Genomic DNA, 23,248 nt, shown 5'->3' on the forward strand with positions numbered 1-23,248 from the left:
GATAGCCGGAAGGAGGAATTTACACTTTTAACCTTCCGACTTTTGCTTTTTGCTTACATACAGCAAACCGCCCGGAAGAAAACACTGCGTTACAAAGAGAAGTCGCTTAAGCGAGTCTTTGAGGGTTACGAGCGCCGGAGAGATTACCTCCGTTGTAGCAACTGCCGTCCCGTTGAAACAAGTGTTCTTAAGTCTGGTGTTTTTCGCCCACCGGCAGTCGCGGATAATTATCAGGATATTACTCTAAATCCCGTCGTCCGGGGTTACGAGCTGGGTCATTCGACAAAAATCCGAAGATAAAGATACTCACGAAAAAGGCAACAACAATATAAACAGCGATTTTTAAAGTCACCATAGAAATATCTCCAAGGGTTATGAGAAAGAGAGCTTTATCTCTCGGTATCTGCGATGCAGAAAAAGATAGCTCCTTTATATTACCCAAATCTCGTCCCTTTTTCAGATGACTCTGATGGGAAGTGGAGAACCTTCTTGCTACAGGGTAATCACAGAATAACCCTTCTGCTGCAAAGACGCTAGTCCTGTATTTGTTAAGACAGTGCTGCGCTTTAAGCAAGTTGGGCTGCTTTGGTTTGTCTGAATCTTAATAGATGCACCTCAGAAAGTAATTTTTAGCTATTTAATTTGGTGACGTGTCACTAACAGCAAAAGTTTCCAGTCGCAGCCACTTGTTAATGTTTTTTAGTCAGCAGATGTGACTAAATCCTTGGCAATCCGGCTTTTGACTATTCGCACAGGCGCACCTACAGCAATAGAGAAGGGAGGAATATCTTTATTGACAACTGCTCCTGCGCCAATAACACTGCCTTGTCCGATAGTCACACCATCTAATACTGTCACTCCATGCCCTAACCAACAGTCATCTTCAATTACAATGCCCTTGCGAGTAACACCTTGATATTTGATTGGCTTTAGTGGATCTGTAAAATTATGGTGATTGGCATATATTCCAGAATGGGCTGCTATCATGCAGCGTTTACCAATTTTAATGTTTCCAGGCCCAGCAATACAGACATCAGGCCCAATAAAAGCTTCTTCACTAATTTGTATGTAAGTGTCTTCCATACACCCAATATCGACGTTACGCTCAATGGCAACTCCATTGCCTAGATGAACTCGATTATTTGGGTGTCCTTTAGCATCAATACGCACACCTTTAAAAAGGTATACTCCTTTGCCCATTTCAATACAGTCAGTGCCCATAAATTCAACACCATTTTGAATATAAACTGGGCTGCTCATCTGAGCAAAAATTATGCGATACACCAAATTTCGCAACTTTGGGCCTAGAGCGATGGTAGGAATATCTCCTAATAAAGTAACTACTAATAGTTCTTGGAGGCGCTGCCATGTTGAGGAGTATTGTTTGTTATTCATGGCTGAATATATCTCAAATAAATTGTTGTTGACAGTATTGAAGGTTTGTTGGGGATGTATCCTATCTTCTGGCAGTAGTGCTTATCCCGTACATTGATCAAATTCAGAATTTAGTTTGCAAAAAAAGGCAAGAAGCTGCATTCAATTTTCGTAATTGAGATACACAACAATTACTTAATTTCCTGTATATCAATTGTCTGAGTTAATCAAAATATCCCATTATTTCAATATCAAAATAAAGATACTGATCTTTTATAGGATGATTTTCCAAGCCAATACTCAGTTAATTACAGCGTCTATCCTCGGAATATAAAAATTGTCAAATTGGGTGTTACAGACAAGATGATATGAATAGCTGGATACACTGCCAATACAGTTGTTGAGCTTCACTTCAAGCTATTTCTTGCCAAGAAATTTTAGTTTTTTCTTATTCAAAAACCCAAATTCACAAATTATTTCTACATTCCTACATTCTTTATGGCAAATATCAAATTTTGAGGATATTTTTTTTATCCATCAAAATGTAATTATTGTTGAATTGCTTGTGGTATTTTACCTAAATACAACTCTATTAGGGTGGAGTATCACCAACTTCAGCCATTACATTAAAATTCACCATCGGTGCAAACAAGTAAGCACTTCCCCGACTGCGATGACGATTTTCTTGCAACGAATTTCTAGAGTATGCTGCTCTAATCATGTTGCACACCGATGATTTACATGCCAACCATATCACGATAACAACTACATGAATGGCTTTTAATAATAGTTGTTTATAAGAATAACACATTTTATTTTTAGCGGATCACTCTGAAGAAGTAAGTTTATTTATATATAAAATTTGCTATTAAACCAACATTATTACTTGTGCAATCATCATTGTCAAATATTTTTATGTAGGTGCTAAAAAATATACATTGCCAAATTTAAAAATGGCAAAATTTATGTCCATTGATATATATATCAAATCAGGCGATCGCCTAATAAATCAAGGATAAGCACAACTGATAATTTAGATCATGCTATAGGTTCATACGTCCGGAAGTTATTCAAGTTAGTTGAAATATTAAACGAATTATTTTCTACACAACTGCGCTAAGATGAAAATGATATCTGCGATACTTTTTACAACTTAAGTTCTCAAATAACCAAAATTAAAAGTTTTTCTTTATTACCCATACTCCAAAATTTGTCAATCACCCGATCAGGTGATCCAAATGGGTGATGTGTTATGGCAGTTACTTATTATAAATTGTGGACAAAATCTAGATCAACAACAAACTAATACACAAAGGCATCATTGTTAACTCACACACTTGGTTAAAATTATGATTTTAATTAAAGAAATTGTCCAACAAGCTTTGACTACTGGCTATTTGAGTGTGGCAGACCAAAACCAGATGCAAGTGCTATTGCAAACAAGCTATGACTCAGAAGACCTAGATGCCTTTATTATTTTGCAGCGGGCTGTTATGGCTGGTGATGTCAAGGAAGAATCCCGTACTCGCAAAACTTTTCGTTCTTCCCGCAGTAAAGATACTGCATCTAATATCAAACAGGCTTATCAAATGGCAGCAGAGATGGCTTTTGCAGCAGCAATGGCTTTGACTATGCCAACAAAAGCTCAAGACCAGCCTTCTTTGGGTGCATAAATATTGTCTTTGAAAAAAGCGCCCTCTGACTAGAGAGCGCTTAAATTAGGACTAAACATGAATTGCAGGTGTTTGTAGAGCCACAGGTATTGCCTCACCAGCAGCCAAGTCTAAGGGAAAGTTGTGAGCATTGCGCTCGTGCATGACTTCGATGCCCAGGTTGGCGCGATTTAACACATCTGCCCATGTGTTAATTACACGTCCTTGAGAATCAAGTACTGATTGGTTGAAGTTGAACCCGTTGAGGTTGAATGCCATCGTACTTATACCCAAAGCTGTTAACCAGATACCAACTACTGGCCAAGCAGCCAAGAAAAAGTGCAAAGAACGCGAATTGTTAAAGCTAGCGTATTGCCAGATTAAACGTCCAAAGTAACCGTGAGCAGCGACGATGCTATAAGTTTCTTGTTCTTGACCAAACTTGTATCCATAATTCACAGATTCAATTTCGGTTGTCTCTCTTACTAAAGAAGAAGACACCAAAGAACCGTGCATGGCGCAGAATAGCGAACCACCGAATACCGCAGCTACACCCAGTTGGTGAAATGGGTGCATGAGGATATTATGCTCGGCTTGGAACACGAACATAAAGTTAAACGTGCCGCTAATGCCTAGAGGCATTCCATCAGAAAAGCTACCTTGACCAATTGGATAAATTAAAAAAACAGAGGTTGCAGCAGCTACAGGAGCAGAATAAGCAACACAAATCCAAGGACGCATCCCCAGACGGTAGCTTAACTCCCATTGCCGACCCAACCAGCAGAAAATACCGATCAAGAAATGTAAGATAATGAGCTGATAAGGGCCGCCGTTGTAGAGCCATTCATCCATTGATGCAGCTTCCCAAATTGGGTAAAAGTGCAAACCAATAGCATTGGATGTAGGTACAACAGCACCAGTGATGATGTTGTTGCCGTATAATAGAGAACCAGAAACTGGCTCCCGAATGCCGTCAATATCGACGGGAGGAGCAGCAATAAAGGCAATAACGAAACAGATGGTAGCGGTCAATAGAGTGGGAATCATTAAAACCCCAAACCAACCGATATAAATTCGATTATCGGTGCTAGTAATCCATTGACAAAACCGTTCCCACAGATTACCGCTTTCGCTTCTTCTGAGAATTGTGGTCATGGCTATGTTGTTAATAATGTACTGACAACAAACTTTCTCAAATCATCAGATTTAAGAATTTTGCTATTTGCAATAGTTTTGCTAAATACCTTCTCTCTAAATGCCGAGACTCTTTAGAATGACCCCACACCGAAAATACTGTTAATTAATTTCCCCAGGGAGACTGTATGAAAAAAGGGGAATTTTTCTCGGCTCTTCACTTCACGTTTTACATTAACTATTGAAATTTTTCAATATATTTATTCTAAAGATTTGCTAAGCTAACTGCTGAACAAATTGTATGTGTTCTGGGGAATTCAACCCTTGTTGCAGCACTGCTAAAACTTTCATCATGTCCCCTGTAATTAGCAAGTTTTATAGATAACCACAAACCAAGAAAAACTTGGCTTTTGATCACACTATCTGCATCTGCCACAAGTGGTAAATATTCACCATTTTCTAAATAGAACCAGTCAAGTTTATTTTCCCAAACCTGCCAGACAATATATTCTTGCAACCAGTTGCGGCGGTAAACGTGTTTTTTATCTATCAGCAGCACAACATCAGGCTGTGGTTTATTGTCTATGTGCCTTTGTGGTTAGCAATGATTTTTTAACCACAAAGGCACTAAGGGAAATGTATATTTTCTATAGTTCCCTTACCAAGGGTTTACCATCTTTAACTTCGCCAATTAAAACCAAATCTACACAGTTGACGAAGATGCCATTTTCTAAAACACCTGGAATGTTATTTAATGTTTTTTCCAGGTTAATTGGGTCGTCTATAGAATCAAATGTGACATCTAAAACCATGTTGCCTTGATCGGTGATTACTGGCCCAGCTTTTTTTACACCCATGCGGAGTTCTGGTTTTCCACCAAGTTTTTTAATTGCATTAATCACGGGGGTCATAGCCATTGGGATCACTTCCACTGGTACGGCAAAACTTGATCCCAAGCGATCAACCAACTTACCACTATCAACTACAACGATAAATTGCTCTGCCAAGTAATCGACTACTTTTTCGCGAGTATGCGCTGCACCGCCACCTTTAATGAGATTTTTTTGGGGATCGACTTCATCAGCGCCATCGATCGCAATATCAATGTGGTCAATAGCGTCTAGGGTGGTAAGAGGGACACCGTACTGCTTTGCCAAAACTTCTGATTGAAAAGAAGTAGGGATGCCAACGATATCTTTAAGTTCACCAGATTTGAGGCGATCGCCCAAAAACTGAATTGTATAAGCTGTGGTTGAGCCTGTACCCAAACCGACTATCGAACCTGATTTTACCAGGGCAGCGGCGGCTTTGCCAACTTCTTGCTTCATCAACTTTACGGGGTCTGCTGCTGCGGTCATGCCCAAATCTGCTCCATAAAACTTCTAAAATGAACATAACCTAAAGTTACGTACATTTTGCGCTTTACTTCTTGTGATCTGTCGTTTGGGGATGTTAACGAGGCTGTTGTAATGAGAGTTGCGATCGCTTGTTAATTTCTTGCCAGTTCACTACATCCCACCAATTATTCAAATACTCGCTGCGACGGTTGCGATATCGCAGGTAATATGCATGTTCCCAAACATCGTTACCCATGATGGGATATACACCATCTATAATCGGGTTATCTTGATTTGCTGTGGTGACAATTTGAAGTTTACCTTGTGGGTTACGCACTAACCACACCCAACCACTACCAAAGCGATCGCTACCTGCGGCATTAAATTGTTTTTTAAAAGCATCAAAACTGCCAAATGTTTGATTAATTTCTTTGGCGATCGCTCCTGTTGGTTCTCCACCGCCTTTGGGACTCATAATTTGCCAAAACATCGTATGGTTGAGGTGTCCCCCACCATTGTCGCGCACCTTTGTGCGAATATCTGCTGGTACGCTGTTTAAATCTCTCAATAAAGCTTCAATACTTCTTTTTTGCAGATTTGGGTAATTTTTTAAAACGTCATTAAGGTTATTAACATAGCTTGCATGGTGCGCGTCATGATGCAATCTCATTGTTTCAGCATCAATTGCTTTTCCTAGTACACCATAGTCATAAGGTAATGGTGGTAGTTTTGCTGGGTTAGCGCTCAATTCTCCCTGAGGAGAAACTACAGGAGGGCGCGACCTAACAGGAACTGGAGTTGCTGTAGGAGATTGCGATCCAGCTATTGGTAGTGGTTGACAAGAAATGAGTACAATCCCCAATACAGCTGTCAAAAAAAAAGCAGTTATTTTTTTGAACGTTCTTTTCATAAATATTTACTGTACATTAGTTTTTCAGAAATGAAAATTTATACTAGTTTTTTATGTAAAAATAGCCACATTTTCCCAAGCCATAAATTGACTTAAATTATGTCTAAGACAATAGTTGTTCTATTTATCTATTATCTATATAATTTGATAGCATAATCATTTATTTACTCTGTTTTTCGCTTTAATAATAAATCTGACTATAAAGCTTGAAATTATTTATTTGGTAAGTAAAAATTCGGTTTACATGGGAATCTACAATAACATAGAAATACATCTTCATCATCTATTTTTTAATATACTCCTTTGGGAATACGACCACAGTTAATAAGCAAAACTATCGGCAGAGATAGGATAAATCTGATTCTGTTAAATATATAATTGGAACACTACTCGTACTCCCTTGGAAACAAGCTACTGAGATATTTCATGACTTAAATTTTTTATTGATGGCAACTGTCCGACTGAGTCAAAAATATTCTGTCAAGGACAAAATAATCCTCGTTTATCCGAAGTATAAAGTATTTATAATCTTCGGTCTCTGATGCTTTAATTTATGGCAACGAGTAAGTAGAAATTGATAGTTGTTGTCCCATAATTAAAATTGCCTTTTTATCAAAAATCAAGGTGGTAAATATACATAATCAAGGATAAATAATATGTCTATTAAGCAAATAGCGGTCAGAAATTTCACAGTAAATCGAAATATTCAGCAGATAACTGGCAGTGAAATCAAACAAGAAGAGGTACAAATTGAGGCTTCAAATGTCCCTGATATATTAGTATCATTAGCCCCCGTCGGCTTGCTTTCGAGTTGGGTGATTTTTTTTCTAGTTTTACGAAAAATTCGGGCAGCTTTAGATAATAAGATGGTTTTTGAAGTTAAGGGCTTACATAAAGTTCCCTGCAAAAATTGTCAATTTTATTCAAATAATAATTATCTGAAATGTGCAGTAAAACCTGATGTTGTTATGACTGAAGAAGCTAAAGATTGCTCTGAATACTCACCCAAAAATGGCGAAGTTTCTACCAAAAAATTCTTTTAACCTGCTACTCTTTACTGATAAATAAAATTTGATGTGAAATTGCTGGTAAGTAAATCGGTGAACAAGTCTTTAGTCACGTCATTAGCAGTAATAATACCTCTGAGTAAATTGTTCTGAATCACTAACATCCGGTGAACTTCTGAATTTTGCATTTTTTGTAAGGCCTGAGTTATCTGTTTTTCTGGATAAACTGTGACTCCGTTAAGATTGATTGCATCCAAACGAAAAGCGCTATGTGAACCAACTACAAAATTAGCATTTCTCGTTTGGTTTAGTTTCCACCACTCAAAGCTATGTATAGACGGGCTACCCCTACGCTAAATTTGTGTCAATAAGTAGGGATTAATGCGATTATTTTCGATCTGATCTTATTGAGAATACAATCTTTTTGTTGAGATGATACGTTTGTTCTATGGTAAATATCGAAAACAATTTTTATTTTCTGTGGAATTTGCTCAATGACAATATTAGCAAAGATGTGCTATAACATTTTAATTAATTTTAGAAGTACTGTATTAGCCTTTCAGCATAACTTTTAAAATTCTCTCTGTTATCAACATCATAAAGCAGTAGGTATATGCAATTAACTTCACAGCAGTTTGAGTCTAAGGATGTCAAAGTTCAACTTCTTTTAGCAGGAGGTTATCAATACACCGTTTATTTAAAATCGGATGCACCTGTACTGCATAGTCTTCTAACAACAATTGTGGCTCGTGCCTACAATCAAGAATCTGCTGCTCACAGTTTATTTCAGGTTCCCATAAATGAAGGCTATTCTGCTTTGTGCTTTTCAAGCGATCGCCTTGTAGGCTTAGTGACAGAACCTCCTATTTGGGTGCAGCAAATAGAAGAAATAAAACCACCATCTATTGATATTTTAAATTCTAATTATATACAAATAGAAAACTTCTTATCGCCAAAAGAATACGAGCAATTAATCAACTATGTTCTAAAAAAAGAGTCAGATTTTATAGCAACTAGCACTTCTACTAAAGAGCAGGATTATCGCCGATCAATGGTTCTCTACTCGTTTCCCGAATTTGCTGAACTGATTGTCAAGCGCATTCAGGAAATAATTACTGATGTAATTAGTAAGTTAGGATTACCATCATTTGTGATATCTCAAATTGAAAGTCAATTAACAGCGCATAATGATGGAAATTATTACAAAATTCATAATGATAACGGCAGCCCAGAAACGGCTACCAGAGAACTAACATACATTTATTATTTTAATAAACAACCAAAGGCTTTTTCTGGAGGTGAATTAATAATTTATGACAGTAAAATTGAAAATAATTTTTATGTAAATGCAGAGTCTTATAAAAAAGTAGAACCATTAAATAACAGTATTGTGTTTTTCCTCAGTCGATATATGCACGAAGTTCGACCTGTAATTTGCCCCTCTAAAGCTTTTGCCAATAGCCGTTTTACCATCAACGGCTGGGTACGTCGATAGAATTTAATAAAGAGAGACGCGATAAATAGCCGTCTCTACAGCAAATCTATATCGTCAATTATTTCTTAATCCGCTTCTACTGGGCTACGCCTGGATTGAGTTGAAGTAATAACCAAGTCAGATAAGTACCAAAAGGGCCCCAAAGAGCATAAGGAAGAAAAAGCCAAGACGCTCTCTGGGAAATAGGTTTAACTACAAAAGCCAGGATATAAACAAGTAGCGTTGCTAAACCGCCTGCAATCAATCCCCCTGTGAGGCTGCGGAGTTCTACCACAATGGGACTGTAAAGTGAAGTTAGCAGAGCGATAGCTGCATAGATAGCCATTAAGTACCAAGGATGAGATCGTTGTTTGGAACGTCTCTCCCACACGATAATTGCTGAAATTGTCAGACAAAGCCAGATAAAAGTCCAAATAAACGGGATTAGGAACTCAAAAGTTAGCCAGTTAGGACGTTGCAAATTCTGAAACCAAGGGTCGCGCAATGATGTCAACAGACTACCGCCAAAAAATAGTGCCGCTGAAACTGCTGTGATGATCCATCTAGCTTTCACAAGAAGTTCCTGTAATGGTGGGAATACACTTGTAGTTTAAGACGGGACTGCGATCGCCACACCTATCTGGGGACTATCTTTTTGTTGAGAATAACATTTGCGTCCCTAACTCACATAACAAGAGAACTTAAACGTTTGTAACGCTTATTCTGTACTGACCAATCTCTACAAACTTCTGTGACAAGTTGTATTTCTTCATCTGTGAGCTGTTCATCTGGTTTTCCAGATGCCAAGATTTTGGCTGCTTTCGCTGCTTTTTCATATTCCACACCGTACTTAACTAATTGTGTGTGAAATATTTTCTCTTTTTCTGCCGCTGTCGTTAAAAACTTACGTTGCATAAGTAAGATAGAAGGAGATTTAAATTTTTTTAAAATTACATTGCATAAAAAATCAACCGATAGTTTTAAGTTTTACAAAAACTAAATTTTCTTACTTCTACCTGAGGATGCAAAAGCAAATATACTTAATATTTTTTTTATAAACTTCCTTTTCTATGAGAGACTCCACCCTAAACGTAGCTATGCCGGAGGCTTTACGAGGCGGTAACTTTTAATCCTAGTTTGAAAATAACTTGATTGCAGGTCGCTGCAACTAAGTTTCGGTTTTAGCTAGTCCCTCAACTAATATTTGGGTGATGAAGACAGCGAAATGATAAGTGGATTGAGTGGCAGAGAAGGGAATTTGACCATCCATCCACAGCTTTGCCCAACCATGCACTAATGCCCAAGCAGTTAAGGCTAATTTTTCAGAGTCATCTGCTCGAATCACCCCTGCCTGCTGTCCCCGTGCAATCACGCCAACAAGAACCATGAAGACTTGTCTTGCAGCATATTCCAACTCAGGATTTTGTTGAGCAGAGGATGAGCGATAAGCACCAAACATCAAATCATAGTGCGAAGGATGTTCAAGGGCGAATGTTATATAGGCAACTCCACTATCCTGTATTTGCTGCACAGGATCAGTAGATGAGTTTTGAATTGCCACTTCCAATTTTTGATGCAGCGTTTGAAATCCATCTTTGGCTACGGCTGCCAACAGAGACTCTTTATCTGCAAAGTGACGATAGGGAGCTGCATGGGAGACACCGACTCGACGCGCCACCTCTCGCAGAGAAACCCCTTCAACAGTCTTCTCAGAAATGAGTTCTAAGGTAGCGGTAATAAGGGCTTGGCGCAAATCTCCATGATGATAAGGTTCTCGTTCTGACATCAGTTTTGATCAGGCATATACAAGATGCCTAAATTTTAGCTCAAGTATGTTGACAGTGAAAACATAAGACGCTAAATTAATGTTGTCAATGTAAACATATAAAATTATGAAAGAACGAAATCTCCTCCGGTGGATTCATCTCATCAGTTCTGTGGCAATTGGAACCTTTATTTATTCCCCTTGGCGGAATCAAGCTGAGTTTCTCCTATCTATGCGGATATTGATTATTCCAGTCTTGACTCTGACTGGATTGTGGATGTGGAAAGGACATCAAATAAAAAAACTTCTGAGTTCATCTCAGCACAAAACGAAAGCGTAGTTGGAAGGAGCCAGAAGGATGTACACCTATTTTGTTCGTCAGTTTGTCAAGAGAACCTTTGAGTGTTTGAACCACGGTGATTATGAATCAGTTCTTCAAGGTGTTTCTCCTTCAATTACTCATACCTTTAGCGGCACTCATGCCCTGGGTGGAACTCGTCATAGTGTTGAGGCAATGCGGCAGTGGTTTAAGCGTCTTTATCTTATGTCACCCAAATTAGAATTTGAGATTAAAAACATTGTTGTTAGCGGGTTTCCTTGGGACACAACAATTGCTGTGGAGTGGGTTGATACCGCCATGCCCGCAGATGGTTCAGAGTATGTCAACGAGGGAGTTCACATAATCAAGATGCAGTGGGGCAAAGCTGTATACATCCATGCTTACCTGGATACACAGTTAGTTGAAGCTTTATTGAAGCGTTTATCAGCTTACGGCATAGCGGAAGCTTCTGCACCTCCAATTGAAGACTAACAGGGTAGTCAATTTTGTAGGAGCATCAAAAATTTTGCCTAAACCCTCTACTTAGCTACCCCTGGTCTTATTAGACGCGATAAATCGTGTCTCTACATGAAGCCTTTTGGCTTACATAACTATTTCCTTTTAAGATTCAATAATTCCTCCACCCAACACTTTATCGCCGTCGTACCAGACAGCGGCTTGTCCGGGGGTGATGCTGAATTGGGGTTCATCAAATACCAAGCGGACGCGGGAATTTTCTAAGGGAATCACCGTCACGGGTTCGGGGTGAGAACGATAACGGATTTGTACTTCTGCACGAATTGGGGTAGAAGGTTCAGCAATGGAAACCCAATTTACCCGATTGACTGTGCATTCTGGCTGAGTTACCTTAGTGCGATCGCCTACAATCACTTTATTATTCACCGCATCTAATTCAATCACATACAGCGGTTCGGGTGCTGCTATACCCAAGCCTTTCCGCTGTCCAATGGTGTAATGATGCACACCATCGTGTTCTCCCAAAACTTTGCCTGTAGTATCTACAATGTCGCCTTTTTTAGGAGCGAGATACTTATCCAAAAATGCGCGCATGGAACCGTTACTTTCCACTAGGCATAAATCTTGGCTTTCTGGCTTATCCGCAGTTTTGAGTCCGTATTCAGCGGCGATCCGGCGGGTATCGGCTTTTTGCAATTCGCCTAGAGGAAATACAGTTGCTGCTAGTAATTCTTGAGACAAATCGTAAAGAAAATAAGACTGGTCTTTATTACGATCAACAGCCCTTAATAGCTGATAACGCCCACTTGCTTTGTCATAATTAATTTGAGCATAATGACCAGTGGCAATGCGATCGCATCCCAATTGTTCGCGGGCATACTGCACCATCGGCCCAAACTTTACTGTTTTGTTGCACTGAGAGCAAGGTAGAGGCGTGATCCCAACACTATAACCAGTCACTAGATAATCGACAATATGGGTTTGAAAGACATCCCGCATATCTACAATCTGATGGGGAACGCTCAATTGTTCACAGATATAAGCCGCGTCGATCATCCCTTCAGAGCAACATTGACCTTTGCCTTTCATCAGCCAAAGAGTCAAACCAATTACTTCATAGCCCTGATGGTGCAAAATAGCAGCAGCGGTGGAACTGTCAACGCCACCAGAAAGACCAACGACGACTTTTTTCATATCTCTAAATTTTATTAAGCTTGTGGCTACTCCCGATAGGTATTTAAACAAATGCCATACAATCTGATGGCAAAATCTTAACTTTGTGTGACTTTCTACCCGTGAGCTTTATGCAATCAATGATAACTCACGCTCTTGAAAGTGCTTGCTCCAGGGTGCGAGTAGAGGCTTTTCATCCAAGCGCCAAACAAGAGCCTGATGATTGTTCAATTATAACATGTATCTCTGCAAAGCCTTGCTAATCAAGCGCTTCAGTTTATAGTCTATCCAAGATAAAATCGGTGATTTAGTTAAATTAGCCGAGCGATCGCTCACCACAACTTTCGTATAGTACATTACCAGCCTCTTCCGCGAGCCTGGATATTTTTAATGCATTACTGAGTTTTTTTTCGGCTATATTTATTGCAACATAAACATGTTAATTCTAAGCTAACACTATATAGTTGCTACAACAGTGCATTCATTAGTTTCTGAACGAAAAATCTTATTAATACTATGTCCAGCCAAATAGCGAGTAAATTTATCACATTTCAGATTCTGCCTTTATTTGTAGGGAGTTGGTTGGCGCTGATTTTCCACAGTTATCCAGCACAAGCACAAATCAACAATCATCAGGGTATTTTGCAAGCTCAAGGAACTTTACCGCCGCCACCAAACGTCCCAGGAACTTATTATGGTCAGCAGCCGCTACCGCAGCTGCAACCCTATCAACCAGGAGTACAACCTTACTATCCTTACGAGCAGAACTTACAGCCTGCTCAACCAGGACAGGAATATTATGAATATTCGCCGCAGCCTTCTCAACCCCAATATAACCAGAACTGGGAGCGTTACTTAGTATATGTTGAGAGTAATAATTACCAGACGCTACAACAAATCAAGCAAATAGAACCTGGTGCTTATATCCGGCAATACAGAGGTCGTTCTGTTATTCAATCAGGAGTTTTTAGCAGACCATCAAACGCCCAAGACCGGGTTAGACAACTGCAATCATACGGTATCTATGGCGCACAGATTGTCAATTTTAATAACGGTCAGGAAGTACTTGCTTCTCCCGCTGGCGGTAATGTAGTTAATCCTAGGGGCAGCAGTTCTCGGTACTATGTCGTTGTTCCTACCAGTTCCGAAAATTTGAATGCACTTGCAGAGCAGGTTATACGGAGTGTAGGACAATCTAGCGCTGTGCTTGCAAGACAAAAGCCATTAGGGCCACATGTAGCTGTAGGGCCTTTTGCTGGGCGAAAAGATGCCACACAATGGAACAACTATCTGCGAAACTTAGGTTTCGGCGATGCAAGAGTTTACTACGGCAATTAAAGAGTAGCACTTTTAAGGTGAGTAAAATTTTTAGTCAAAATATTCCTCTTTAAACTCTTTACTCTGTGTCCTCTGCGTCTCTGTGGTTAAGTAAATAATTACAGGGAACAGGGAACAGGGAATGGGCAACAGGGAAAACAAAGCCACCCACAAGGGGCTTGGTAAAGCCTGCGGCATAGCTTCTCTACGAGACGCTAACGCGAACGCTTAGAGCGACGAAGGAGCGTCATTGCGAATTGCGAATTGGTATGACTGCCGTGCAAAGAACGCTGAGAGAAAAAACAAAGGTTAAGAGTTAATAATTCACGACTAAATAACTCAGGATTTAGAACTGATGCAGGATAGGCAAGAATACATTTCACAAGTCGTAGTCACCGCTGAACAAATGCGGGATATTGAAGGGCGGATCTTTGCAGCAAAAATGCCTGTAGCGGCTTTGATGGAAAAGGTGGCGGGATTAATTTTTCGCCGCATTCAAGTAATAATTCCCCCATATCCCATTCCAGATCAGGGTAAATCTCGTGTAGGGATTTTAGTTGGCCCTGGTCATAATGGTGGTGATGCTTTAGTAGTAGCCCGTGAGTTACACTTTCGCGGCTATGAAGTTAGGATTTATTCGGCTTTTTCCAAGCTTAAGGAATTAACATCACAGCATTTGCATTATGCCCAAAGTTTGGGCATTCCATGTTATCAAGAATTGACGCAACTATCAGATTGTGATTTTTTTATTGATGGTTTGTTTGGATTGGGTTTAGAAAAAGCGATCGCTAATCCCATAGCTTCTACAATTAATCAGATCAATAATTGGCATAAACCAATTATTAGTATCGATTTGCCTTCGGGTTTACACACCGATACAGGCGAAGTCTTGGGAACTGCTATTCGTGCTACTTACACGTTTTGTTTGGGTTTGTGGAAACTGGGTTTTTTACAAGATCAGGCTTTAGATTACATCGGCAAAGCTGAATTAATCGATTTTGATATTCCCTTAGCTGATGTGCAAGCTGTTCTCCAAGATGCACCCCAGATTAAACGGATTACAAAAGCAACGGCACTTTCTACTCTTCCCTTACCCCGCCCGCCAGTTACTCATAAATACAAAGAAGGTCATTTACTTCTAATTTGTGGTTCACGTCGCTATGCTGGTGGGGCAATTTTAACTGCTTTGGGGGCGCGTGCTAGTGGTGTAGGGATGCTCTCAATCGCTGTACCAGAATCTTTAAAACAACTTTTGGTGTCTCACTTGCCAGAAGCATTGATTATTGGTTGTCCAGAGACGGAAACCGGAGCGATCGCACATTTACAATTACCAGAAAAAACTGATCTTAGTTCATTTAATGCGATCGCTTGTGGCCCTGGTTTAACAAAAGATGCTACTTCTATTGTGGAACAGGTAATAACGAGCGATCGCTCTTTAGTCCTTGATGCTGATGGTTTGAATATTTTGGCACAATTGGGAACGATCCCCACCTTAAAAAAACGTCAAGCAGCAACGGTGCTGACACCTCACACTGGTGAATTTCAAAGGTTATTTCATGATATTGCAGATCCTAAAGAAGATAGAGTGAAAGCTGTACAATCAGCAGCAATGCAAACTGGGGCAGTAGTGTTATTAAAAGGCGCAAGAACGGCGATTAGTAACCCCCAAGGTTTCGTTTGGATTAATCCTGAAAGTACCCCAGCTTTAGCCCGTGGCGGTAGTGGTGATGTGTTAACTGGGTTACTGGGTGGATTATTGGCACAAGCGGCTACCAAACAAATTGCTGTTGAAGATATTGTGGCAACTGCGGCTTGGTGGCATTCGCAAGCGGGGATTTTAGCGGCGCAAGAACGTACAGAATTAGGTGTAGATGCGTTGACATTGACACAATATTTGATGAAAGTTGTTAGTAATTAAAGTTTAGTTCGATGAAACTAAATTTCCTGGATGTACAGGGGTAATTTTGTTGGCATAGCGGGTAAAGTCCCTAGTGTTGAAAGTCAGGATATTCGTTAGACCATGAACAAGTATTACTGCAACAAGCCTAGCATCGTGAACATTTACACCCATTACTCCGTACTCAAGCACAATGCGTTTCCATTCCGGGTAAATCTCAGGTACATCTGGCAGGATTGGGAAAAGGGCTTCTATGTGGTGTAGTTATGCCTCTGCTTCGGCTAAACTCATTCCTAATCCATTTCTTTCAAGAGGACGGGTAGCACTTCGCCAAAACTCAACTAGATTTTGATGCGTCAGATAGTGATCTTCTCCTCGTCGCCGGATTATCTCCAATGCATTCAAAGCTTCTGCACACATTGAGTTATTTGGCTGTGACATCCTCAGTATGATATTTGTATCAATGAGATATGCCACTAAATATCCTCATCTTCATAGATACCTGCCCGACTTACGGCGTAGTCAGATAGTGTCGGCGTATTTTTTTTATGGCTAGCACTCCATTCATGCAATGCTTGAATCCATTCTTCAGTGGTAGCAGTTTCATAAAATGGACGCTCTTTAGTTTTCACTAGCTGCTCAAGCATGGCATCAAGATGAAGCTTAACGGCTTCAGCGGGAAGACTAGTTATCTTTGCCAAAACCTGAATAATCGTCTGCAACTCTTCTCTGTTAGCTGACTGCAAGTTGTGAAGTTTCTCAGAAGCTTGCAGAGTGCTGTTACCACCAAAAGATGTATTTGTACTCATAACCATTTAATAGCTCATTGTCTGTATTAAAAGATTAGAAAATAGATGACTAAGATTTTTTGAAAAAAGGCTAAAAAGCGACAAAAAAAGCCGAAACGCAAAATACCTCACAAAAAGCAAGGTTACGGCTATGTCTACTATTGTATCTCGCCTCGAATTACACAATCTGAAAAATTAGGAGCGCAAAACCTTACGCTCCCATTCTCTAAAATTCTTCTAAAATTAAGCTTGCTGTACTCCCGGACGACCATTTTCAACTACAAATGAAGCACGTTGACTAATTGTGCCAAATTGGGTTGTCACTTCTGACATCACTAGATAATCTGTCTTCCATGTTGTGGGAGTCAACTCGCAACGGGCGTATCCCCGTTGAGCATTGAAAAACTTAATGTGTGGATTATCTGGTAAATAAGCTTGAACTGTGGGGTTAGTGTCAGAACCATCTCCACCAGAACTAATCGAGCTACAAACAAATTCGCTTCCTATTGTAGGCGATTGTGGGTTATCAAAGTCAGCCTTCAGATCCATTGCCCAATGAGAATGGACATCGCCTGCTAAAGAGACGGGATTGGAGGGACGGCGCTTTTCTAGGAAATTCATCAGGCGATCGCGGGAAGCTAAATAACCATCCCACTTATCCATACTGAAGGTTGCACCTTCGCCTGGTGTCATATCTCTCTGAGCGATCGGAACTTGTTGGGCTAAAATATTCCATTTAGTTTGAGAACGATTTAAACCTTCAAATAACCAATCCTCTTGGCGTTTACCAGTAATTGTTGCCTGTGGATCAAAATTCTCTGGACAACGTTCTTTGGTTCCATCGCCACAGGGCTGATCGGTACGATACTGACGGGTATCTAGAACGTTAAAGGTTGCTAAATTACCAAAAGAAAGGCGACGGAAAAGTTGCATGTCGGAACCACGGGGTCGTGAGAAAGGACGCAGTGGCATGTGTTCGTAGTAAGCTTGATAGGCAGCTGCTCGCCGTTGGAGAAAAATTGCTCGATTTTGATCTGGTTCGTTATCAATTTGTGAGATGTCACTAGCGTAGTTGTTTTCTACTTCATGATCATCCCAGGTAACAATCCAAGGAAACGCTGCGTGAGCTGCTTGCAGATCAGAATCGGTTTTGTAGAGGGCATGACGATTGCGGTAATCTTCCAGCGTGATAATTTCTGGGCTGTTGTGCTGTCTGACAGTATTTGCTCCAATTCCTCCCTCATAAATGTAGTCTCCAACATGCACAACTAAATTGAGGTCTTCTTGAACCATGTATTTGTAAGCAGTATAATAGCCCTGCTGATAGTTCTGACAAGAAGCTAGTGCAAAGTTAAATCTACTCAAATAGCTCTCTGGTAAAGGGGCGGTACGAGTCCGACCAATTGGGCTAGCATAGTTGCCTACATTAAATCGATACCAGTACCATGTATCTGCTTGCAGTCCATCAACGACAATCCGAACTGAGTGAGCCATTTCTGGGGTAGCAAACTCAGTGCCTTTGGCTACAATGCGCCTCATGTTAGCATCGGTTGATACTTCCCAGCGAATTGGCACGTTTAGGGGTGGCATTCCCCCTCCATTTAAAGGTTCGGGAGCTAAACGAGTCCAGAGAACTACGCTGCTTGGATATGGTTCACCTGATGCTACACCAAGTGTAAAAGGATAATTGGAAAATCTACCCGTGGCAATCGCTCTTTGATGGGGAAACTGGTTAGCAATCATTAAACCAGTAAATGCTCCTGCCCCAATGATTAAGTTGCGTCGTTTAATTCGGCTGTGCAGCAACCGCTGGAAATTTTCGTTTACCATCTTCCCGGATTCCTTAGGTGAATTACAGCAGAGCAATATCTGAGACCAGAAATGCAGAGCAATTACAGGCCAACTCTACAATTGGTGCCTTTGCTTAATTAAGCTTTAACCATCAAATTTTTCTGCAATCGTGTGTCAGATGATACTTTGCTGCTTCGAGCCTACCAAGGAGATGTTAATTCTTCATCAAGGCACAGTTAATATCAACTTAATAAGTGGTTAGGTAAAATTAAAAAACTCCACGCCATTTGCAAGATAGAGTTTTTGTCAGTGGTCAATAGTCAGTGGCAATTAATTATATTTTTTAAGACCACGCCACTTGCGCTTTGGGGGTATTAAACCAGATCAAAAACAACTAACAACTGACAACTGACAATTTTAATAATTTGGAGATTTTTCAATTACTTAAAAATTAAACTTAAGTTTTATGATTGACAAATAAAACTAAAACTGCCCTTGCTGGAAGTTAGTGCAAGAGCAGTTTTTAATAGTCAAGTCCAAACAAACTAAGGAACTATACATCCTCAAGTTCAAGTTGAGCCACTGTCACAGCGTTAAAAGCGAAAGCGAAAACCAACGGCATAGGACATCTGAGTACAAAGGTAGAAACGACTGCTGCGACTGTACCAATCACTGCTGACATCGACCACAATCTTTCTTCTAAAGTTAATCCTTTTTCCGCTTTAATAACTCTCAGAACATGACTTGGAATTGGTTCAGGCATTACTCCTCCAGGAGGGAAAGCCCAATAGTTATTACGCCGTTCGACAAATAATTCTGTCCAGCCATTTTCTTGGCACCATGCTTCTATCCAGTCAACAGAGTAATGTGTCATATCGGTGTGGGTAATTCGGCTTGTTGAATTTGTGTAGTGGGTGAAAATAAATCTATGGGGGGATTTCAGAATAATTAGATAATTACTATGCAGTTACAGTTAATTCTCCTCTGGTAAAGCTTGCTGAGCATATCATGCTCGAAGCAATGCTTATCACTCACCTTAAATAAAAGACTAACAGTCAATAGTGGCTGTTAACCTCAAAAGACAATAAACTTTACTTGAAAAGCTTTAATATCAAGAAATGTAAACAATTTAGCGATCGCATAACAAACTAGATATCTTAAAAGTCAACTTTTAATGTCAAAAATTGTAAATTTTATAGGTAGCCAATACTTCATTTGATTTATTTAATATCTAAAAACTAAGTATTATGCTAATGAGGTTTCGTAGCGTCTGTCTTTAGTAATATATTCTTGAATATTTTACTGCGATCGCCAACCGGACATTACAAAATATTAAAGATGAAATGAACCGCCGATGTGTGCCAATGTACGCTGATAAGACTAATAAAGTAATTCTTTGAATCTCCAGCCTATTTTGAGATGCGATAAGCTTAAATGCAGTGATTGAACACCAAATTGGCTACCTAGATTATGTTTTGGAAGCAAGGACTGGCATTAATTTTGGGGATAATGGTATTTTTCTTGGCTTCCCCAGCACAAGCGGTAGATTGGACTCATCCCCTGTCATTTAGCAATGCAGAGTTAGCAAGACGTGATTTTTCTGGTCAAACTTTGCAAGCTGCGGAGTTTTCTAACGCCAATATGGAAATGATTAACTTTCAAGATGCGGACTTGCGGGGAGCAGTATTAAGCGCCTCGGTGATGACGCAAGCAAATCTGCATGGAGCAGATTTAACTAATGCGATGGTTGATCAGGTAAACTTGACTGGGGCTGATTTAAGTGATGCCGTTTTAAAAGAAGCTCTTTTACTTCGTGCCATCTTTCCTGATGTGAATATAGACGGTGCAGATTTTACTGATGCAATTTTGGATGGCGCACAAATTAAAGAACTATGCAACAAAGCCAGTGGAATAAATTCTAAAACTGGCGTAGAAACTCGTGATTCTCTAGGATGTCGATGAAGCGTGTTGGTGTAATTGGTGGTGGGCAACTTGCCTGGATGATGGGAGATGCCGCAAAGAAATTAGGGGTAGAATTGGTAGTACAGACTCCTAATAGAAATGATCCTGCTGTATCTATCGCCCAGGATAAGGTTTTTGCCGCAGTTGATGATGCCGTTGCTACTGAAGTTTTAGCAACCAAAAGTGATGTTATCACCTTTGAAAATGAGTTTGTGAATTTAGATGCTTTATCTGTTCTAGCTGGGCAAGGCGTATGCTTTCGTCCTAATTTGGCAGCTTTGGCTCCTCTTTTAGATAAATATCATCAACGTTGCTATTTACGTGATTTAAAGTTACCTGTTCCTCAATTTTTTGCCCTTGAAGAACAGGAAGATATTGCATCTAAAATAGAATATTTGGGTTTTCCACTAGTTCTCAAATCCCGTCGTCATGGCTATGACGGACAAGGTACTTTTATCATCCAGGATTTAGCTGCTTTGCAGCAAAAGCTAAATTCCAGCAACATCACTTTGTTTTTAATCGAGCAATTTGTACCCTTTGCCAGAGAACTAGCAGTAATTGCGGCTCGTTCTGTAGAAGGTGAAGTTGTGACTTACCCAGTCGTAGAAACCCAGCAAGAACAACAAGTGTGCAGACGAGTGATTGCCCCTGCTGATATTACACTCCATCAAGCAACAGAAATAGAGGCGATCGCACATACTCTATTAAATAGCTTGCAAGTAGTAGGAGTTTTTGGCATTGAACTATTTCTGACTAATAACGGTCAGGTGTTAATCAACGAAATTGCCCCTCGTACCCATAATTCTGGGCACTTTTCTTTGGATGCTTGTGAAACATCTCAATTTGAGCAGCACTTAAGAGCCGTTTGTGGTATGCCTTTGGGTAATCCCGTCTTGCAATGCCCTAGTGCTGTTATGGTTAACCTCTTGGGGTATGAAAATTCTCATAGTAACTACCACAGCCAACGCCAACAATTAGCAGCGATTCCCCGCGCTTTTGTTCACTGGTACGGAAAAACAACATCACGTCCTGGGCGTAAGTTGGGACACGTTACTGTTTTGCTAGATGATCAAAACCAAGATACCGCAAGTACCATTGCTCACAATATAGAATTTATCTGGTATCCGAGCCAAATTCGCTCTTAATTTTCAATCTTGGACACACAACCTGTTTTTGAAAGCTATAATGAGTTAGTTGCACTGCGACGTTGGTGACTGCCATCAAGTTTTTTGATCTATGTCTTTAAAGAACAGGGAGCTAAATATTTCTCGTGGCAGTAGACCGGGCATGTACCCGGAAACTTTAAACGTAGAACATCGGTTCCCACCTGGTTTAACCAGGTCATAAACTTAGGTAAAACGGCGTTGCGGTGAACTCAAAATTATCGGCTCCCAAAGTCAGCAAGAACTTGGGAGCTTTAATTTTATAAAAAATTAGTGCTTAAAAAGCGGCTGAAAAAAACAAAATCTGTATAAGTTGATTCTAATTTAGCGATCATTCAGAGTTAAGATAACAAAAATTACATTAAATTGTGGTTAAAGCTACAAAAAATTGTCACAACAACTTACTCATACCGTTTTTCCAGCCTCAGTTCTCCGACTAGACAGTGGTTTAACATTTATTCATCAAGAAATTCCCACTACCCCTGTAGTTGTGGCCGATGTTTGGGTGCGTGCTGGAGCAACCCTTGAGCCTGAACCTTGGTTTGGTATGGCTCACTTTTTAGAACACATGATTTTTAAAGGTACAGCGAAACTAGCCCCTGGCGTGTTCGATTACAAAATTGAAAATGGGGGTGGTGTGAGTAATGCAGCCACGAGCTACGATTATGCTCATTACTCCTTAACTACAGCGGCTCCTTATTTAGCAGATACGCTACCCCACTTGGGAGAACTACTGCTAAATGCAGCAATTCCAGATAATGAATTTATCCGCGAACGGGACGTGGTACTTGAAGAAATCCGTTCTTGTAATGATGATCCCGATTGGATAGGATTTCAAGCCCTCAATAAAAGCATTTACCAACACCATCCTTACGGGCGTTCTGTGCTGGGTACTGAACAAGAACTCATGCAGCAGTCACCAGAAGCCATGCGCTGTTTTCATCGCGCTCACTACCAACCGGAAAATATGACGATAGTGATTGCCGGGGGAATTGCCCAACAACAAGCTTGGGAGTTGGTAAATCGCTCATTCATTGATTTTGCCGAACGCTCTGATTGTCCACCATCTCCAAAAGTGGTAGAGCCAGTTATCACTGCAATCTGTCGTCAAGAACTGTGCTTACCTCGCTTAGAGCAAGCGCGATTAATGATGGCGTGGGTCGTACCAGGAGTAGAGCAACTACGGACTGGTTATGGTTTAGATATATTATCAGTATTATTAGCAGAAGGACGGACTTCGCGTTTAGTGCGCGAGTTGCGGGAAGAATTGCAATTGGTACACGGGATTTATAGTAGTTTTTCTTTACAACGAGAATCGAGTCTATTTACCATTACTGCCTGGTTAGAGCCAGAAAACCTAGAGCAAGTTGAGTACTCAATTCTTACTCATTTAGATAATTTGCAAAGTCAAGGAATTAGCGAACAGGAGCTTGTTCGTACACGCAGATTGCTTTGTAATGAATATGCTTTTTCTACAGAAACACCAAATCAGTTGACTGGTCTTTATGGTTACTACAATACTATTGCCCAAGCTGAATTAGCTGTGGCATATCCTCATCAGATTCAATCACTGAATGCTCAAGAACTGCAACAATTAGCTAAACAGTATCTTTCACCGCAGAATTACGCGGTGACTATACTTAAACCCTGTTAGTCAGTGGTTAGTTGTCAGTGGTCAGTGGCTACAAGCAGCCATCATGAACTGCAT

The 23,248-nt window shown here is 40.2% G+C and carries 27 protein-coding genes, 1 other RNA gene and 1 pseudogene; 11 read left to right on the forward strand and 18 right to left on the reverse strand.

The window, feature by feature from the left end:
• Window positions 1–238: 238 nt before the first annotated feature.
• The 3 genes from I8751_RS28390 to I8751_RS30145 all read right to left on the reverse strand — a co-directional run bounded on the left by I8751_RS28390 (window position 239) and on the right by I8751_RS30145 (window position 2,095).
• A complete protein-coding gene (locus tag I8751_RS28390) occupies window positions 239–355 on the reverse strand; it encodes a photosystem II reaction center protein I (protein WP_214442413.1) in 117 nt (38 codons plus the stop codon).
• Window positions 356–699: 344 nt separating this feature from the next.
• Window positions 700–1,395 (reverse strand): acyltransferase, encoded by a 696-nt coding sequence (locus I8751_RS28395; RefSeq protein ID WP_214442414.1) that lies wholly within the window; start codon window positions 1,393–1,395, stop codon window positions 700–702.
• A gap of 571 nt (window positions 1,396–1,966) precedes the next feature.
• Window positions 1,967–2,095: a hypothetical protein gene (locus tag I8751_RS30145; RefSeq protein ID WP_263973536.1), complete on the reverse strand. Its 129-nt coding sequence runs from the start codon at window positions 2,093–2,095 to the stop codon at window positions 1,967–1,969.
• 628 nt (window positions 2,096–2,723) lie between these two features.
• Here I8751_RS30145 and I8751_RS28400 point away from each other — a divergent pair.
• Complete coding sequence (locus I8751_RS28400; protein WP_214442415.1) at window positions 2,724–3,047, forward strand: hypothetical protein; 324 nt, start codon at window positions 2,724–2,726, stop codon at window positions 3,045–3,047.
• Between the two features lie 51 nt (window positions 3,048–3,098).
• Here the strand turns inward: I8751_RS28400 and psbA are convergent, their stop codons facing one another.
• The 4 genes and pseudogenes from psbA to I8751_RS28420 all read right to left on the reverse strand — a co-directional run bounded on the left by psbA (window position 3,099) and on the right by I8751_RS28420 (window position 6,407).
• Window positions 3,099–4,181, reverse strand: coding sequence for a photosystem II q(b) protein (psbA, locus tag I8751_RS28405; protein ID WP_214442416.1), 1,083 nt, complete (start codon window positions 4,179–4,181; stop codon window positions 3,099–3,101).
• 255 nt (window positions 4,182–4,436) lie between these two features.
• A pseudogene (locus I8751_RS28410) lies at window positions 4,437–4,746 on the reverse strand (Uma2 family endonuclease); the annotation flags it as partial.
• Between the two features lie 61 nt (window positions 4,747–4,807).
• Window positions 4,808–5,518, reverse strand: coding sequence for a ribose-5-phosphate isomerase RpiA (gene rpiA, locus I8751_RS28415; RefSeq protein ID WP_214442417.1), 711 nt, complete (start codon window positions 5,516–5,518; stop codon window positions 4,808–4,810).
• A gap of 94 nt (window positions 5,519–5,612) precedes the next feature.
• Window positions 5,613–6,407: a superoxide dismutase gene (locus I8751_RS28420; RefSeq protein ID WP_214442418.1), complete on the reverse strand. Its 795-nt coding sequence runs from the start codon at window positions 6,405–6,407 to the stop codon at window positions 5,613–5,615.
• A gap of 656 nt (window positions 6,408–7,063) precedes the next feature.
• On the opposite strand from I8751_RS28420, the gene I8751_RS28425 reads away from it, so the two are divergent.
• Window positions 7,064–7,450: a hypothetical protein gene (locus I8751_RS28425; protein WP_214442419.1), complete on the forward strand. Its 387-nt coding sequence runs from the start codon at window positions 7,064–7,066 to the stop codon at window positions 7,448–7,450.
• A gap of 11 nt (window positions 7,451–7,461) precedes the next feature.
• On the opposite strand, the gene I8751_RS28430 is transcribed toward I8751_RS28425, so the two are convergent.
• Entirely contained in the window at window positions 7,462–7,671 is a 210-nt protein-coding gene (locus tag I8751_RS28430) for a CBS domain-containing protein (protein WP_225894475.1), read from the reverse strand.
• Window positions 7,672–8,027: 356 nt separating this feature from the next.
• On the opposite strand from I8751_RS28430, the gene I8751_RS28435 reads away from it, so the two are divergent.
• Window positions 8,028–8,909 (forward strand): 2OG-Fe(II) oxygenase, encoded by an 882-nt coding sequence (locus tag I8751_RS28435; protein ID WP_214442420.1) that lies wholly within the window; start codon window positions 8,028–8,030, stop codon window positions 8,907–8,909.
• Window positions 8,910–8,985: 76 nt separating this feature from the next.
• Here the strand turns inward: I8751_RS28435 and I8751_RS28440 are convergent, their stop codons facing one another.
• The 3 genes from I8751_RS28440 to I8751_RS28450 all read right to left on the reverse strand — a co-directional run bounded on the left by I8751_RS28440 (window position 8,986) and on the right by I8751_RS28450 (window position 10,674).
• Entirely contained in the window at window positions 8,986–9,462 is a 477-nt protein-coding gene (locus I8751_RS28440; RefSeq protein ID WP_214442421.1) for a TspO/MBR family protein, read from the reverse strand.
• Between the two features lie 110 nt (window positions 9,463–9,572).
• Window positions 9,573–9,803: a hypothetical protein gene (locus I8751_RS28445; protein ID WP_214442422.1), complete on the reverse strand. Its 231-nt coding sequence runs from the start codon at window positions 9,801–9,803 to the stop codon at window positions 9,573–9,575.
• A gap of 253 nt (window positions 9,804–10,056) precedes the next feature.
• Complete coding sequence (locus I8751_RS28450) at window positions 10,057–10,674, reverse strand: TetR/AcrR family transcriptional regulator (protein ID WP_214442423.1); 618 nt, start codon at window positions 10,672–10,674, stop codon at window positions 10,057–10,059.
• A gap of 106 nt (window positions 10,675–10,780) precedes the next feature.
• Between I8751_RS28450 and I8751_RS28455 the strand changes: the two genes are divergently transcribed.
• Both I8751_RS28455 and I8751_RS28460 read left to right on the forward strand, forming a co-directional pair.
• A complete protein-coding gene (locus I8751_RS28455; protein WP_214442424.1) occupies window positions 10,781–10,993 on the forward strand; it encodes a hypothetical protein in 213 nt (70 codons plus the stop codon).
• Window positions 10,994–11,011: 18 nt separating this feature from the next.
• Window positions 11,012–11,464: a nuclear transport factor 2 family protein gene (locus I8751_RS28460; protein ID WP_214442425.1), complete on the forward strand. Its 453-nt coding sequence runs from the start codon at window positions 11,012–11,014 to the stop codon at window positions 11,462–11,464.
• Between the two features lie 129 nt (window positions 11,465–11,593).
• Here the strand turns inward: I8751_RS28460 and mnmA are convergent, their stop codons facing one another.
• Both mnmA and I8751_RS30150 read right to left on the reverse strand, forming a co-directional pair.
• Window positions 11,594–12,658: a tRNA 2-thiouridine(34) synthase MnmA gene (gene mnmA, locus I8751_RS28465; protein WP_318780379.1), complete on the reverse strand. Its 1,065-nt coding sequence runs from the start codon at window positions 12,656–12,658 to the stop codon at window positions 11,594–11,596.
• Window positions 12,659–12,853: 195 nt separating this feature from the next.
• A complete protein-coding gene (locus tag I8751_RS30150; RefSeq protein ID WP_263973537.1) occupies window positions 12,854–12,979 on the reverse strand; it encodes a hypothetical protein in 126 nt (41 codons plus the stop codon).
• A gap of 159 nt (window positions 12,980–13,138) precedes the next feature.
• Between I8751_RS30150 and I8751_RS28470 the strand changes: the two genes are divergently transcribed.
• The gene (locus tag I8751_RS28470; RefSeq protein ID WP_214442427.1) at window positions 13,139–13,960 is read left to right on the forward strand and encodes a hypothetical protein; all 822 of its coding nucleotides are present in this window, start codon (window positions 13,139–13,141) and stop codon (window positions 13,958–13,960) included.
• Between the two features lie 334 nt (window positions 13,961–14,294).
• Window positions 14,295–15,857 (forward strand): NAD(P)H-hydrate dehydratase, encoded by a 1,563-nt coding sequence (locus I8751_RS28475; RefSeq protein ID WP_214442428.1) that lies wholly within the window; start codon window positions 14,295–14,297, stop codon window positions 15,855–15,857.
• A 3-nt stretch (window positions 15,858–15,860) separates the two neighbouring features.
• Here I8751_RS28475 and I8751_RS29985 read toward each other — a convergent pair whose 3' ends face one another.
• From I8751_RS29985 to I8751_RS28495, 5 genes are all read right to left on the reverse strand, one after another.
• Window positions 15,861–16,028 carry a PIN domain-containing protein gene (locus I8751_RS29985; RefSeq protein WP_225894477.1) on the reverse strand — a complete coding sequence of 56 codons (168 nt, stop codon included), beginning with the start codon at window positions 16,026–16,028 and terminating at the stop codon, window positions 15,861–15,863.
• Window positions 16,029–16,100: 72 nt separating this feature from the next.
• Window positions 16,101–16,277, reverse strand: coding sequence for a hypothetical protein (locus tag I8751_RS29990; protein ID WP_225894478.1), 177 nt, complete (start codon window positions 16,275–16,277; stop codon window positions 16,101–16,103).
• A gap of 35 nt (window positions 16,278–16,312) precedes the next feature.
• Window positions 16,313–16,645 (reverse strand): hypothetical protein, encoded by a 333-nt coding sequence (locus I8751_RS28485; protein WP_214442429.1) that lies wholly within the window; start codon window positions 16,643–16,645, stop codon window positions 16,313–16,315.
• Between the two features lie 222 nt (window positions 16,646–16,867).
• Window positions 16,868–18,454: an alkaline phosphatase D family protein gene (locus I8751_RS28490; protein WP_214442430.1), complete on the reverse strand. Its 1,587-nt coding sequence runs from the start codon at window positions 18,452–18,454 to the stop codon at window positions 16,868–16,870.
• A gap of 514 nt (window positions 18,455–18,968) precedes the next feature.
• The gene (locus I8751_RS28495) at window positions 18,969–19,289 is read right to left on the reverse strand and encodes a slr1957 family protein (protein ID WP_214442431.1); all 321 of its coding nucleotides are present in this window, start codon (window positions 19,287–19,289) and stop codon (window positions 18,969–18,971) included.
• A gap of 596 nt (window positions 19,290–19,885) precedes the next feature.
• Between I8751_RS28495 and I8751_RS28500 the strand changes: the two genes are divergently transcribed.
• From I8751_RS28500 to I8751_RS28515, 4 genes are all read left to right on the forward strand, one after another.
• A complete protein-coding gene (locus I8751_RS28500; RefSeq protein ID WP_214442432.1) occupies window positions 19,886–20,377 on the forward strand; it encodes a pentapeptide repeat-containing protein in 492 nt (163 codons plus the stop codon).
• Window positions 20,374–21,522, forward strand: a complete 1,149-nt coding sequence (locus tag I8751_RS28505; RefSeq protein ID WP_214442433.1) for a 5-(carboxyamino)imidazole ribonucleotide synthase — start codon at window positions 20,374–20,376, stop codon at window positions 21,520–21,522. Before I8751_RS28500 ends, I8751_RS28505 begins: the two co-directional genes overlap by 4 nt.
• Before the next feature lie 48 nt (window positions 21,523–21,570).
• A non-coding RNA gene (gene ssrS, locus I8751_RS28510) (6S RNA) lies at window positions 21,571–21,754 on the forward strand.
• Window positions 21,755–21,928: 174 nt separating this feature from the next.
• On the forward strand, window positions 21,929–23,194 hold the full coding sequence (locus tag I8751_RS28515) for a M16 family metallopeptidase (RefSeq protein ID WP_214442434.1): 1,266 nt from the start codon (window positions 21,929–21,931) through the stop codon (window positions 23,192–23,194).
• The last annotated feature ends 54 nt before the right edge of the window (window positions 23,195–23,248 follow it).

The sequence above is a fragment of the Atlanticothrix silvestris CENA357 genome, from assembly GCF_016056295.1.
Classification (GTDB): domain Bacteria; phylum Cyanobacteriota; class Cyanobacteriia; order Cyanobacteriales; family Nostocaceae; genus Atlanticothrix; species Atlanticothrix silvestris.